13 protein-coding genes and 1 pseudogene are annotated in these 14,648 nt (G+C 41.4%); all 14 read right to left on the reverse strand.

The features are described 5' to 3' along the window. Positions 1-58 precede the first annotated feature (58 nt). The 14 genes and pseudogenes from lepA to HT717_RS00245 all read right to left on the reverse strand — a co-directional run bounded on the left by lepA (position 59) and on the right by HT717_RS00245 (position 14,442). On the reverse strand, positions 59-1,882 hold the full coding sequence (lepA, locus tag HT717_RS00180) for a translation elongation factor 4 (RefSeq protein ID WP_173304070.1): 1,824 nt from the start codon (positions 1,880-1,882) through the stop codon (positions 59-61). A 78-nt stretch (positions 1,883-1,960) separates the two neighbouring features. After that, on the reverse strand, positions 1,961-2,689 hold the full coding sequence (locus HT717_RS00185; protein WP_173304071.1) for a metallophosphoesterase family protein: 729 nt from the start codon (positions 2,687-2,689) through the stop codon (positions 1,961-1,963). Between the two features lies 1 nt (position 2,690). Beyond that, a complete protein-coding gene (gene recN, locus HT717_RS00190) occupies positions 2,691-4,358 on the reverse strand; it encodes a DNA repair protein RecN (protein ID WP_173304073.1) in 1,668 nt (555 codons plus the stop codon). A gap of 6 nt (positions 4,359-4,364) precedes the next feature. Further along, positions 4,365-4,796, reverse strand: coding sequence for an arginine repressor (locus tag HT717_RS00195; RefSeq protein ID WP_001034402.1), 432 nt, complete (start codon positions 4,794-4,796; stop codon positions 4,365-4,367). Further along, positions 4,789-5,604: a TlyA family RNA methyltransferase gene (locus HT717_RS00200; protein ID WP_173304075.1), complete on the reverse strand. Its 816-nt coding sequence runs from the start codon at positions 5,602-5,604 to the stop codon at positions 4,789-4,791. Before HT717_RS00200 ends, HT717_RS00195 begins: the two co-directional genes overlap by 8 nt. Then, a complete protein-coding gene (locus HT717_RS00205; RefSeq protein ID WP_173304077.1) occupies positions 5,597-6,472 on the reverse strand; it encodes a polyprenyl synthetase family protein in 876 nt (291 codons plus the stop codon). The genes HT717_RS00200 and HT717_RS00205 overlap by 8 nt, the downstream gene beginning before the upstream one ends. Continuing rightward, positions 6,469-6,681 (reverse strand): exodeoxyribonuclease VII small subunit, encoded by a 213-nt coding sequence (locus tag HT717_RS00210; RefSeq protein WP_000043223.1) that lies wholly within the window; start codon positions 6,679-6,681, stop codon positions 6,469-6,471. The genes HT717_RS00205 and HT717_RS00210 overlap by 4 nt, the downstream gene beginning before the upstream one ends. After that, on the reverse strand, positions 6,659-7,999 hold the full coding sequence (gene xseA / locus HT717_RS00215) for an exodeoxyribonuclease VII large subunit (protein WP_173304079.1): 1,341 nt from the start codon (positions 7,997-7,999) through the stop codon (positions 6,659-6,661). Before xseA ends, HT717_RS00210 begins: the two co-directional genes overlap by 23 nt. Positions 8,000-8,126: 127 nt before the next feature. Continuing rightward, positions 8,127-8,765: a uridine kinase gene (gene udk / locus HT717_RS00220; protein WP_001181376.1), complete on the reverse strand. Its 639-nt coding sequence runs from the start codon at positions 8,763-8,765 to the stop codon at positions 8,127-8,129. A 108-nt stretch (positions 8,766-8,873) separates the two neighbouring features. Beyond that, positions 8,874-9,752: a tRNA pseudouridine(55) synthase TruB gene (gene truB / locus HT717_RS00225; protein ID WP_173304081.1), complete on the reverse strand. Its 879-nt coding sequence runs from the start codon at positions 9,750-9,752 to the stop codon at positions 8,874-8,876. Positions 9,753-9,763: 11 nt separating this feature from the next. Continuing rightward, entirely contained in the window at positions 9,764-11,038 is a 1,275-nt protein-coding gene (locus HT717_RS00230; RefSeq protein WP_049538898.1) for a DUF2130 domain-containing protein, read from the reverse strand. Between the two features lie 95 nt (positions 11,039-11,133). After that, on the reverse strand, positions 11,134-12,414 hold the full coding sequence (locus tag HT717_RS00235) for an O-acetylhomoserine aminocarboxypropyltransferase/cysteine synthase family protein (RefSeq protein ID WP_049538900.1): 1,281 nt from the start codon (positions 12,412-12,414) through the stop codon (positions 11,134-11,136). Between the two features lie 144 nt (positions 12,415-12,558). Then, positions 12,559-13,356: a formate/nitrite transporter family protein gene (locus tag HT717_RS00240; protein ID WP_020900680.1), complete on the reverse strand. Its 798-nt coding sequence runs from the start codon at positions 13,354-13,356 to the stop codon at positions 12,559-12,561. 292 nt (positions 13,357-13,648) lie between these two features. After that, a pseudogene (locus HT717_RS00245) lies at positions 13,649-14,442 on the reverse strand (formate/nitrite transporter family protein). Between the last annotated feature and the right edge of the window lie 206 nt (positions 14,443-14,648).

Raw genomic sequence — 14,648 nt, forward strand, 5'->3', positions numbered from 1 at the left:
CTTTACTATTGATTCTTATATAAATTTCCTGTAAACAAGGAAAAATAATTCTGACAACTTATTCTTCATCCATACTCAAGACGCTGAGGAAGGCTTCTTGTGGTACTTCTACTGATCCGATAGCTTTCATACGTTTCTTACCAGCTTTTTGTTTTTCAAGGAGTTTGCGTTTACGAGAAACGTCACCACCGTAACACTTGGCAAGTACATTCTTACGAAGGGCCTTGATATCTGTACGAGCCACAATCTTGTGTCCAATTGCTGCTTGAATTGGCACCTCAAATTGTTGACGAGGGATGATTTTCTTGAGCTTATCAACGATGAGTTTCCCACGTTCGTAGGCAAAGTCCTTGTGAACGATAAAGCTGAGGGCATCAACCTTGTCTCCATTGAGAAGGATATCCATTTTGACTAGTTTAGATGGGCGGTACTCTGACAATTCATAGTCAAAGCTTGCATAACCACGTGTCGAAGATTTAAGTTTATCAAAGAAGTCAAAGACGATTTCAGCAAGAGGAATTTGATAGATAACATTAACACGATTGTCATCAATATAATCCATAGTCACAAAGTCCCCACGCTTGCGCTGAGCCAATTCCATTACTGCTCCGACAAACTCCTGCGGTACCATGATTTGAGCTTTAACATAAGGCTCTTCAATGGTTGCAATCTTAGTTGGGTCTGGAAATTCAGATGGGTTAGAGACGTCCATAGACTCACCATCGGTCAAATTAACTTTGTAAATAACAGACGGAGCTGTCATGATGAGGTCGATGTTGAACTCACGTTCCAAACGTTCCTGGATAACATCCATATGGAGAAGCCCAAGGAAACCACAACGGAAACCAAATCCAAGTGCCTGAGATGTTTCTGGTTCAAACTGCAAGCTGGCATCATTCAGTTGCAATTTTTCAAGTGCTTCACGAAGGTCATTATACTTGTTTGACTCGATAGGATATAGACCCGCAAAGACCATAGGATTCATCTGCTTGTAACCATGTAATGGTTCTGCCGCAGGGTTGGTTGCCAAGGTAACGGTATCCCCCACACGCGTATCCTGAACTGTCTTAATAGACGCTGCAATATAACCAACATCACCAGTCGCAAGGAAATCACGACCAACTGCTTTTGGTGTGAAAATACCAACTTCCGTAACATCAAAAGTCTTGCCATTGCTCATAAGCTGAATCTTATCACCAGGTTTAACCACTCCATCCATAACACGCACTTGGAGGATAACCCCACGGTAAGCATCATAAACAGAGTCAAAAATCAAGGCTTTGAGTGGCGCCGTCACATCACCTGTTGGCGCTGGCACTTTTTCTACGATTTGCTCAAGAATTTCTTCGATACCGATACCAGCTTTTGCTGATGCTGAGACAGCTTCACTGGCATCTAGACCAATGACATCTTCAATCTCTGTACGCACGCGCTCAGGATCTGCAGCTGGCAGATCAATCTTGTTAATGACTGGCATGATTTCCAAATCATTGTCCAAGGCCAGATAAACATTGGCAAGGGTTTGAGCCTCAATTCCTTGGGCAGCATCAACCACCAAAATAGCACCCTCGCAGGCAGCTAGCGAACGTGAAACTTCATAGGTAAAGTCAACGTGCCCTGGCGTGTCAATCAAGTGGAAAATATAAGTTTCTCCATCTTTTGCAGTATAATTGAGCTCAATGGCATTGAGTTTAATGGTAATCCCACGTTCTCGCTCTAGATCCATGCTGTCTAAAAGCTGAGCTTGCATTTCACGACTGGAAACTGTCTCTGTTTTTTCCAAAATGCGGTCTGCTAGAGTTGATTTCCCGTGGTCAATATGAGCGATAATAGAGAAGTTACGAATCTTCTCCTGTCGTTTTTTCAATTCTTCTAAGTTCATGATTCTCTTCCTTTCAGGGTATCTATTTATTATAAATTGTTTTTGATATTTTGACAAGACCATACCCTGCTAGGAGTACTAATCTTCAGCGACAAAGCCGTCATTTTCAATAAAGTGATGTTCTGTCATTCCTTGGTCAGTAAAGACAATTCCATGAAGGACACCACCATAGACAGCTCCTCCGTCCATGCCAATCTTGCCATCTTCTGTAGTCCAAAGCTCAGCTGTACCTCGCTCTTGCTTTAACAAACCATAGACTGGTGTATGACCAAAGACAATGATTTTTCCAGTATGATTTTCGGCTTCGTGGAATGGTTTTCTAAGCCAGACTTTTTTATAATCTGTTGTTTCATGCCAGTCATCCAAGGTCAAGTCAATACCTGCGTGAACAAAGATATACTTGTCTGTCTCTACCACAAATGGCATTTGACGAATAAATTCGACCAAATCTGCTGCTTCAGTGGCAACACGCTTGGCATCTTCTACTCCATCAACTGGTGCATCCAAGGGACGACCTAGGATAGAGTTAATGGTTGTATCTCCACCATTGCGACGATAGTGGTCATAGCTTTCTTCTGGGTCATCGAGCCAAGTCAAAAACATATACTCGTGATTTCCTGACAAACAGATTGCCCCTTTATTATCAACTAAGTCCTTAACCATCTCTAGAACACGGCGACTATCCTCACCTCGGTCAATCAAATCCCCTAAAAAGAGCAACTTGGTCTGACCATCCCAGGTTTTGAGAAGGTCTTCTAGCATCCCAGCTTTTCCGTGAACATCTCCAATTACATAATAGTCTGTCATCTTATTTCTCCCTGTTTCTCAACAATTCTCTGGCTTGCGTCAGGGCTGCTTCCGTCACATCATCACCTGCCAACATCTTGGCAACTTCTTCCACGCGCTCTTCAACCGTCAAGAGACGAACAGTCGAAACCGTTGAATGCTCATTGCTAATCTTCTCAATAAAGAATTGATAATCCGCAATCGCAATCACTTGTGGCAAATGAGAAATAGCAAGGACCTGGCCATGCTGGCCAATCTTGTGAATCTTCTGCGCAATAGCCTGAGCTACACGACCTGAAACTCCCGTATCCACTTCATCAAAGACAATGCTAGTCTTACCTTCTTTACGTGAAAAGGCAGATTTAATGGCTAGCATGAGACGAGATAATTCCCCACCAGATGCAACCTTGACCAAGGGTTTAAAATCTTCGCCAGGGTTGGTTGAAATGTAAAACTCAACCATTTCATTTCCCTCACGGCTGAATTTGCCCTTGCTAAAACGAACTTGAAACTGGGCTTTTTCCATATACAGATCCTGTAGTTCTTGTTTAATCTCAGATTCTAATTGCTGAGCCAAATCATGACGAGCAGATGCAAGCTGTCCTGCCAAGTCGACAAGATTGACTTCCAATTTCTTAAGCTCTGCTTCCATGTCTTCAGACGAAAGGTTATTGCCTGTCAAGAGATTGTATTCATCCGTAATCTTGGCAAAATACAGCAAAACATCATCTACAGTCCCACCATACTTACGGGTAATAGTATGAAGGAGATCCAAACGATTCTCGACCTGCATAAGGCGATTACCATCAAAATCAAGATCCTCAATAATAGCTTCCAGACGTTTGCTGATATCTTCTAAGACATAGTAAGTCTCAGATAGAGAGCTTGAAATTTCACGGTATTCAGGGTCATACTCTTCAACACTTTCCATGTCATTCATAGCCGAACGAACATTGGCCAAACTTGAAAAGTCTTCATTGTCCAACATACTATAGGCATTGGTCAGCGTATCTGCAATATTTTTATGGTTAAGGAGTTTATCTCGCTCTTGATTGAGAGCCAAGTCTTCTCCAGCCTGCAAGTTTGCTGCCTCAATCTCTGCCATTTGAAATTCCAACATTTCAATACGAGCCTTGTGTTCCTGTTGGTTTTTCTTGACTTCCAGAACCTGCTTGCGCATTTTTCGATAGGCATCAAAACTCGTCTGGTAGGTTTCTTTCAAGTCCCAAAAAGCTGCATCGCCAAATTCATCCAACATCTGGATGTGCAGTTGAGGACGCATTAATTCTTCTTGGTCATGCTGACCATGAATATCTACAAGATGTTGCCCAATAGCACGCAAAACCGACAGATTAACCATCTGACCATTCACACGGCTGATACTCCGACCATTTTGCAAGATTTCCCGACGGATGATAATTTCATCACCCAATTCCAAACCTTGCTCATCAAAAATTTCCTGTAAAAGGCGACTATTTTCAACTGAGAAAAGCCCCTCAATCTCTGCCTTTGGTGCACCATGACGAATAACATCTGTCGTCGCACGAGCTCCCAACATCATATTCATGGCATCAATGATAATCGACTTCCCTGCACCTGTTTCACCAGTCAGGACAGTCATTCCCTTTTCAAAATTGAGAGAAATAGCCTCAATAATGGCAAAGTTTTTTATCGAAATTTCAAGTAACATATAGACCTACCAATTTTTTACTTGTTCAAAGATTTCCTCAGCTAGACTTTCACTTCTGGCAATGACTAAAATCGAGCTATCATCAGCCAAACAGCTGAAAATCTTGTCCGCAAAAGTCTCGATTAACTGAGCTTTTACAAAAGCAGTATTTCCTGGGATAACCTGGAGATTGATCATCTTTTCCATCAATTCAGCAGATTCGATATTGTCTTCAGCCAATTGCAAACTTTTTACGATTGATTTAGGCAATTCATAGACATAAGTATTGTCTCTCAAAGGAATTTTGACAATACCTAATTCTTTGATATCTCGGGATACAGTTGCCTGAGTGGCAGTGATGCCCGCCTCTTTCAAATGTTCTACGATTTCTTCTTGCGTGCCGATTTGATAATCTGTCACAAATCGTCTAATTTTTTCAAGTCTCTCTTTTTTATTCATTTTTAAATTGACTATGCGCCCTCTCTACTACTTCTTCAATCTCAGCAAGAACCTGATTGCTTGCTGACTCTTCTTTTTTCAAATAAGCTAAAAATTCAATATTGCCATGTCCACCTTGGATAGGAGAAAAGTCCAAACCAAGGACTGCAAAACCTTCCTCTACTGCCATAGATGTGACAGATTCAAGGACATTCTGATGAACCTTAGCATCTCGAATAATTCCATTTTTTCCAATCTGCTCACGTCCCGCCTCAAACTGAGGCTTAACTAGAGCCACAACCTGACCGTGGTCAGCCAAGACTCGGTGCAAGGCTGGCAAAATCAGGCTGAGGGAAATAAAACTCACATCAATACTGGCAAAGCACGGTTCCTTTTCAAAGTCAGTCTTTTCTGCATAACGGAAATTGAACTGCTCCATGCTGACCACTCGTGGGTCTTGGCGTAGTTTCCAAGCCAACTGATTGGTACCAACATCAACTGCAAAGACCAACTCAGCACCATTCTGTAGCATAACATCAGTAAAACCTCCAGTAGAAGCACCGATATCAATCGTTGTAGCCCCTTCTACTGACAAGTCAAAGACCTGCAAGGCCTTTTCCAATTTCAAGCCACCACGGCTGACATACTTGAGTTTCTCGCCCTTGAGTTTTAGCTCGGTGTCGTCAGAGATTTTCTCTCCTGGTTTGTCAAAACGTTCTCCATTCAGTACTGCTACGACTAGTCCAGCCATGACACCGCGCTTGGCCTGTTCTCGCGTTTCAAACAAGCCCTGTTTATAAGCTAGTACATCCACTCTTTCCTTAGCCATTGATTCTCAAACTTTCTACTACACTTATAATTGATTCTATTTCAAAGGGAACTTGCTGGGCAATTTCTTCTAATTTAGCCTCGGCTTGATCAAGAGTTTGGTTACAAAAGGCAACAGCCTCTTCCAATCCCAACAAGGCTGGATAGGTTGACTTTTCAGCCTGCAAATCCTTTTGTGGTGTCTTGCCGATCTCCTCAAAACTAGCTGTCACATCAAGCACATCGTCTCGAACTTGAAAAGCAAGTCCTATTAATTCGCCAACAGTTTTGAGTTTTGCCTGTATTTCAGGTGACAATTCAGCAATGATGGCAGCTGCTTGGAAGGGATAAGCTAGTAATTTTCCAGTCTTATTCGCATGAATGGTCTGAAGTTCTTCCAAAGATAAATGCTGGTGTTCACCCTCCATGTCCAAAACCTGCCCTGCTACCATGCCCAGACTTCCTGAAGCAAGCGATAAGTTAGCAATCAAGTCCACCTTGATCTGACTTGGCAAATCTGCCTGCGCTATCAAGGCGTAAGGATCTAGGAATAAAGCATCTCCAGCCAAAATGGCCATTGCTTCGCCAAATTTCTTGTGATTGGTCAATCGTCCCCGACGGTAATCATCATCATCCATAGCTGGAAGATCATCGTGAATCAAGCTCCCTGTATGAATCATTTCCAAGGCCGCAGCCACCTGCGCATGTGCTGGTTTAATAGCGACCTGCAAGGCTTCCAGAACTTCTAACAAGAGAAAAGGTCGAATACGCTTGCCACCAGCATGAATGGAATAGAGAACAGACTCTCGCAAACTAGAGGCAAACTGCTGGTCTCCATAAAAGTCTTCCAAAGCCGACTCGACAAGAGCTAATTTTTCTTGCTTCTTCATTCAAAATCACTTTCTGTTCCGTCTTCTTGCATGACCTTGACTAGGGTCTTTTCAGCCTTATCCAGCGTCGCTTGGAGCTCTTTTGACAGGATCATGCCCTTTTGAAAGGCAGCAATCGCATCTTCCAGAGCAATTTCACCATTTTCCAAACTTTGGACAATGCTTTCCAGTTCTGCTAGATTTTCCTCAAATTTCTTTTGTTTTGACATCTTTAACCTCTAATTCTACTCGACCATCCCGCATCAAAAGCGTCACTTGGTCTTTTTTCTTCAAACTCTCAACCGAATCTACAACGGACTCTTCTTTTTTGACAATAGCATAACCTCGCGCCACGATTCGACTGGTATCCAACATTAACAAGGCTTCTGAAAGTCGCTTCACTTCAGCAACCTTGGCGTCATAAACTAACGCCATTTGGCTACGGAGGAGCTTGTCCAACTGACCTAGACGGTCCTGATAGCGTTGGATTTTAGTAACAGGTGATAATTGTACCAGTCGATGCCTCCTTGCTTGGACGACTTGTTTGTTATCAGAAATCCGTGTACGTAAACTCTGTTTTAAGCGCAGTTGCAGTTGATCCAAGCGTTGCATATAGCCATCATACAAACGCTCTGGCTGTCTAAAGATAACAGACTGACTGCATTTTTTCAAAGCTTCTTGTTTCTTAGATAGGACATTTCGGACTGCCGTTGCCATCCGTTTTTCCTGATTTTGCAAATGAGCTAATAAATCTAACTTGGTCACAGGTGTTGCTAGTTCAGCTGCAGCTGTTGGCGTTGCCGCCCGACGATCCGCTACAAAATCTGCCAAGGTCACATCCGTCTCATGCCCCACACTAGAAATAACTGGCAGACGAGATTCAAAAATAGCTCGTACCACAATTTCTTCGTTAAAGGCCCAGAGATCCTCGATGGAACCACCACCACGACCAATAATCAGTAAATCCAAATCGTCACGTTGATTAGCACGCGCAATATTTCGAGAAATTTCCTCCGCGGCTCCATCACCTTGCACCTTAGTCGGATAGAGGAGAATATCAACACCAGGAAAACGTCTGCTGACGGTCGTGATAATATCTCGAATAACGGCTCCACTACGACTTGTCACTACACCAATTCGCTTAGAAAATTGGGGAAGAGGTTGCTTGAAGCGTTCTTGAAACAGACCTTCTTCCGTCAATTTTTTCTTGAGTTGTTCAAACTGAATCGCAAGCGCCCCAACCCCATCAGGCTCAGCCTTTTCAATGATAATGGAGTAGCTACCACTTGGTTCATAGACCTGTACACGCCCAATCACATTGATCTTCATTCCTTCTTCAAGGTCAAACCCTAATTTCTGATAAATCCCAGACCAAATAGTCGCTTGAATGACTGCATGGTCATCCTTTAGGGAGAAATATTGGTGAGTAGGTCGTTTACGAAAGTTGGAAACTTGACCAGTTAAATAGACCCGTTCCAAGTAAGGGTCTTTATCGAATTTCATTTTCAGATACTTGGTCAAAGTTGTTACCGATAAATACTTTTCCATCTCCACCTACTATTCATTTCCTTGCTCTTTCATGGGTATTATTATACCAAAAATATGCCTAAAAATCTCCATTTATGTACCATTATGAGGGAAAAATAGAAAAAGGAGGCAAGACCTCCACATCTGATTATTTGCTGTTTCGAGCTTCTTCCAAAATCTTTGCAATCTTGGTCGTCAAAAGGTCAATAGCCACTGTATTGCTGACCCCTTCAGGAATAACGATATCAGCATAACGCTTGGTTGGCTCGATAAACTGGTGATACATAGGTTTAACTACACCTAAGTACTGGTCAATAACGCTATCAAGGCTACGGCCACGCTCCTCCATATCACGCTTGATACGACGAATAATGCGCACATCATCATCCGTATCCACAAAAATCTTGATATCCATCAAATCGCGCAGGCGCTTGTCCTCTAAGACCAAAATCCCCTCAACGATAAAGACATCTTGAGGTTCCTGACGATAGGTCTTGCTGCTTCGTGTATGCTCTGTATAGTCATAAGTCGGAATATCTACCGGGCGCCCTGCCAACAATTCCTTAATTTGCTCAATCATTAAGTCTGTATCAAAGGCAAAAGGATGGTCGTAGTTGGTTTTGACACGCTCTTCAAAAGTCAAATGAGACTGATCCTTGTAGTATGAATCATGCTCAATCATGGAAATCTTTTCATCAGGGAAATGCGATAAAATGGCTCTTGAAACACTGGTTTTTCCTCCACCAGAACCACCTGTCACTCCGATAATGATTGGTCTATTTTGCATGCTATCCTCCGTTTTTTTATCCGTCGTCTATTCTATCACATTTTTTACAAAATTTATAGTCTGATTCGGATAGTCTTAGGGAACAATACTCCCTACACCTCAGTTAGACTAGCCAAAAACCTTCCTTGGCTTATAGAGATTGTCCCGTTTTTCTAAAATTGCTAACAATTTATCGCCTTCAAAAGCAGCCAGTTCTTTGTCTGTTTTGTCTAGCTCTATAAAACGACCAAAGCGCACTTCTGTAGCCTCTTCTGGACTTAGGAAAACTTTGACAAGATCCCCCGTCCCAATCTCTAGAGGATGGAGAAAGTCAAGTTGACCATCCTCCACTTTTGAAGCAATTTCTTCCAATGTAAGAGCATCCTCTAGCTGTAAACCGGCTGCACTAGTACGAGTCAGATGTGACATATGAGCTGCATAACCAAGTTTCTCTCCCAAGTCAACTGACAAGGTACGAATATAAGTTCCTTTGCTACATTTCACACGAAAAGTGAAGCGTGCAAGATGGCTATCATAAGAAATCGGACTTGTTCGATCAAATTGATAAATGGTCACCTGACGTTCTGGACGCTCCACTTCCTGACCAGCACGCGCATACTCATAGAGCTTGCGACCATTGACCTTAACAGCCGAATACATAGGCGGAATCTGTTTGATAAGCCCAGTCAAGCTAGCAATCACTTCATCAATAAGTTTTTCATCCAAGGGCGACAAAACAGGCGTCTCTGCGACCACTTCCCCACTGGCATCCTCAGTCGTCGTGGAATAGCCTAAAGTGATTTCCCCTTCATAGACCTTGCCCTCGTCCTGCATAAACTCGACCATACGTGTCGCCTTGCCAACCGCAATGGGCAAAACACCCACCACATCCGGATCCAAGGTCCCACCATGACCAATTTTCTTGGTTCCCAAAATCTTACGCAGTTTAAAAACCGCATCATGCGAGGTCATCCCCGCTTCTTTTTTTAAGTTGATAATACCGTTCATATTTTTCTTTCTCACTCCCCCTTCAACGCTTCAAACTTCGCTTTCATGGTTGGATTTTTACGGGTCAATTTCTTGACGGATACATCTTCCAGCTTGTTGTTTGCAAGACGAAGTTGATTCTCAGATGTGGTTAGGAACTTCTTAACCTCTTCCATGCGTTTGATGGCCTTGTCGATTTCATCGATTGCTTTACTAAAGTTAGTTGAAGCAGAGTTGTAGTTCTTGGCAAAAGCTAGCTTAAAGGCATCCAAGTCTTCCTCAAAATGTGTAATATCTATATTTTGTTCACGGACAAGTGCCAACTCTTGCTTGTATTTTAGGGAATTAAGCGCCGCATTGCGTAATAAACCAATCAATTGAATAAAGAACTGAGGACGAACCACATACATCTTTTCATACTCATGGCTGACATCAACAATCCCGGTGTTAAAATAGTCGTTATCAGCCTCAAGCATAGACACCAAAACCGCATATTCACAGCTCTTCTCCCGACGGTCCTTGTCTAATTCCTTGTAAAAATCTGCATTCTTGTGCTTCTTCTCTGTTCCGTCCGCTTCATTCTTCATCTCAAACATAATGGAAATGATTTCGACTCCATTTTCATCACACTCCCGGAAGATAAAGTCTCCTTTAGACCCACGCGCAGAGACCTTGTTATCCTTCTCAAAGTAGGCATTTGGGAAGGCAAAACTGCGAACCTTGTTAAACTCACTTTCAGCATACTGTTCCAGACTTTCCCCGATGGCTTTTGTAGATTGTTGGGCTTTGAAATTCTTGTAAAATTCGACTTGTTCACTAGCTGCTTTAAGTTGGGCTTCATAGTTTTGCTTAACAGAAGCAAGAGAAAGCTCGTTTTCTTTTTCTTGTAATAGGAGCTGATTTTTGACCTGATCCCGTTCTTTTTCTAGGTCAGATAGGGTCTTTTGCAGTTGATTTTCATGCTCCAAACGCAAGGTCGCCAACTGGTTTTCCAAGGCCTGTACTTCCTTGTCCTTAGCCAATAAGGCCTGATTGCTTGTCTGTTCAACCTCTTTCTTGGCCAGTTCTTTCTCTGTATCAAAGTTTTGGATTTGACTCTGTAATTGAGCAATTTCTTGGTCTTTTTGAGCCAGTTTAGACTGTTGTTCATTCATGGCCTTTTGCTCAGCCAAGGCCAGTTCCTGCTTCATCCGATCATGTAGTTCCTTATCAAACTCGGCCGTTCTTACTTGGGACAGAAGTTCGGCATACTGGCTTTCATTCACTGTAAAGACCTCCCCACAGTTGGGACATTTGATTTCGTTCATACCATTCCTCTTTCTAGACTTCTGTAACCATTATATCATGCCTGAGGGAAAATCAAAAACAGTGAGTCGAAACCCACTGTTTATCTTCTTTTACTTTAAATTTTCTCCAAGGCCAATCGCAAGTCTTCAATCAAATCCTCTACATTTTCAAGTCCGATTGACAAGCGAATTTGGTTTGGTGTGACACCTGCTGCTTCTAGGTCTTTTTCTGACAATTGACCGTGAGTGGTTGTGGCTGGATGGACAACAAGCGATTTAGCATCTGCCACGTTTGCAAGATCAGAGAAGATTTCTAAATGATCAATTACCTTGCGTGCTTCTGCCTCCCCACCTTTGACATGGAAGGTAAAGATGGAACCCACACCTTTTGGTAAATATTTCTCAGACAAGGCATGGTAAGGACTATCTGCCAATTTTGGATAGTTGACTTTTTCTACCTTAGGATGGTTGACAAGGAAATCAACAATTTTCTCTGCATTTTGTACATGACGTTCCACACGAAGTGAGAGGGTTTCAAGTCCTTGTAGCAAGAGAAAGGCATTAAATGGCGACAAGGCCGCCCCTGTATCACGGAGCAATTGAACACGGACAGCGATAATAAAAGCTGCTGCACCCACATCACGAGTATAGCTCAAGTTATGATAACTTGGGTCTTCCTCAACAAATTGAGGAAATTTCCCTGAAGCTGCCCAGTCAAAACGACCGCTGTCGACAATCACTCCACCAATAGTTGTACCATGCCCACCGATAAACTTAGTCGCAGAGTGAATAGCAATATCTACACCGTGAGAGAAGACGTTAATCAAGTAAGGTGTGGCAAAGGTATTATCCGAAACTAGTGGAATCTGGTGTTTATGCGCAATCTCAGCCAATTTTTCCAAGTCAGGAATGTTTATCAAGGGATTCCCCAAGGTTTCAATCAAGACAAGCTTGGTATTGTCTTTGATCGCTCCTTCTACTTCCTCCAAATTATCAACATCGACAAAGGTTGTTGTGATCCCATAACGAGGAAGGGTTTCTTTCAAGAGATTGAAAGTCCCACCGTAAATAGTTGATGCTGCTACAACATGGTCACCTGCATGAGCAAGAGCCAAAATCGTATAAGTCACTGCTGCCATACCTGAGGCTGTTGCTAGCGCTCCGACACCACCTTCAAGAGCAGCGATTCTTTCTTCAAAGGCAGCCGTTGTAGGATTTGTAATACGAGTATAGATATTGCCTGGTTTTCTCAAGGCAAACAGATCAGCACCTTCCTGCGTATCGTCAAAAACGAAGGATGTTGTCTGATAAATTGGCACTGCACGAGACTTGGTAGCTGGATCCACAACTTGACCAGCATGTAGTTGCAAAGTTTCAAATTTAAAATCGCGAGTCATAAGGCGACCTCCATATAGTTTCATTAAGGATATTGTAGCACTATCGACCTATCTTGACTAATACCTCTTTTCTATATTTTGATATAAGGAGTAGCTATTGCTTCTTACAAAACGAAAAAGCACGATTCAATCGTGCTCATTTCCTTAATCTACATAAGTATCTTCGTTTTTATTGAGGAAGGCATATGGAAGACCCATCAAGAGACCTCCTCCGATAAAGTTTCCGATGAAGGTTACTCCCCAGTGACGGAGCATATTTCCAACACCGAAGTTAGCAATTGAATCAGCAGCAACACTGAATTTCACAATCGCGAAAGAAGCAAAGTTCGCCGCAATGTGCTCGTTTGTTAAGAATACAAACATGTAAATCGCTGACAACACAAGCCAAAGTTTGGCACCACCATCTTTGACCAAAACAAATGAAAGAATCGCAATATTTACGAAAATATTTGCCAAAATAGCCTCAAGCAAAACTAATTCATTTGAACGGCCTAACTTCATCTCAACAACCCCTGAAATAAAGCTATCGTGTGTCAGATGTGCATAGGCTGCTGAGTGAGCAAATCCCCAACCTGCTATCAAGGCTCCAATAAGGTTAAACAAGGTACAGTAAAGTAAAATCTCAGCCGTTTTTCTCCAAGAGATTTTTTTCAAGAAACTACCAGCAGTCAAGAACATCATGTTTGATGTTACCAACTCGGCATTCAAGAAAACAATGTAGGCCAATCCCCAAGCAAAGACAAATGGGAAGAGGAAGCGTCCACTACCTGGTGCAATTTTATTAATCAAGTCAGCCCCAACTGCACCAGCAGCTGTACTGAAGGTTAAAAATGCACCTGCAAACATAGAACGAATCGCATACTTAAATTTGCTTTGGCTATAGAGACTTTCTTTCTTCTTGCAAGCAAATTCAATCTTTGAGATAAATTCTGAAGAAACCATAATAAACTCCTAAAACTTTTATTTGTGATAATTATAACATAAAATAGATATAATGAAAAGCCTTTCCTAATTGTATTTTTTCTAAATTTTAAAATTTTAGAAATCGTTTACATTACTTTAATAACAAACTTTTAGAATTTTTAATTATCAGAATCTAGAGATTGAGTGGAATAACTTTTATCCTATTTAATATATTTTATTGTTACAATTTAAAAACGATTTTCTCTGCAAGCCTATTTTGTAAAAGAAAAAGAGAGAATCGTTCTGATTCTCCCTGATACACTAACTCTTCTTAATCAACATATGTATCTTCATTCTTATTGAGAAAAGCATATGGTAAACCAATCAGAAGACCTCCACCTATAAAGTTAGCAATGAAGGTTACTCCCCAATGTCGAAGTATATTTACCAAATCAAAATGAGGTACTTGATCAGCAATCATGCTGAATTTCATAATACTAAAGGAAGCAAAATTGGCAGCGATATGCTCATTGGACAGGAAGACAAACATGGAAATAGCTGATAAAATAATCCATAGTTTGGCGGCACCATCTTTAACTAGTATAGATGAAAGAATGGCAATATTTACAAATACATTGGCAAGAATTCCCTCAATCAGGACTAAATTACTTGGACGCGCCAATTTCTTGGCTACAAGATTAGGAAGGAAACTATCATGGGTCAGATGAGAAAATGCTGATGAGTTGGCAAAGGCCCATCCAGCTACCAAGGCACCAATTAGATTAAATAGAGTACAGTATAGTAAAATGATTACTGCCTTTTTCCAATCCATCTTTTTTAAAAATGCGCCTGCTGTTAGGTACATCATGTTGGATGTAACTAACTCAGCATTTAGAAAAACGATATAAACAAGTCCCCAAGCAAAAACAAATGGGAAAAGAAAATACCCACTACTTGGAATAATACTGTTTAATAAATCCGCACCAATAGCTCCAGCTGCTGTACTAAAGGTTAAAAAAGCACCTGCAAACATGGAACGAATCGCATACTTGAACTTACTTTGATTGAAAAGACTTTCTTATGACAAGAATAATCTATCTTCGAAATAAACTCTGAAGAACTCATAAACATCCCCTAACTCTTTATATTTGTTATTATAAAATAAAAAGTAAAGAAATAATAATTTTTTTAAAATTTAACTATTTATATCTACTTTAAGATTACACACTTTGTATTATTAGTTATGGTATAAAAAGAGTCAACAACCTCCACCTTTGTTTCAATCTGTCTTTAAAACATTTCTTAAGGATAAAGCTAAAATCATCACCATC

This window comes from Streptococcus sp. 959 (assembly GCF_013277075.1).
Taxonomy (GTDB): Bacteria; Bacillota; Bacilli; order Lactobacillales; family Streptococcaceae; genus Streptococcus; species Streptococcus pseudopneumoniae_C.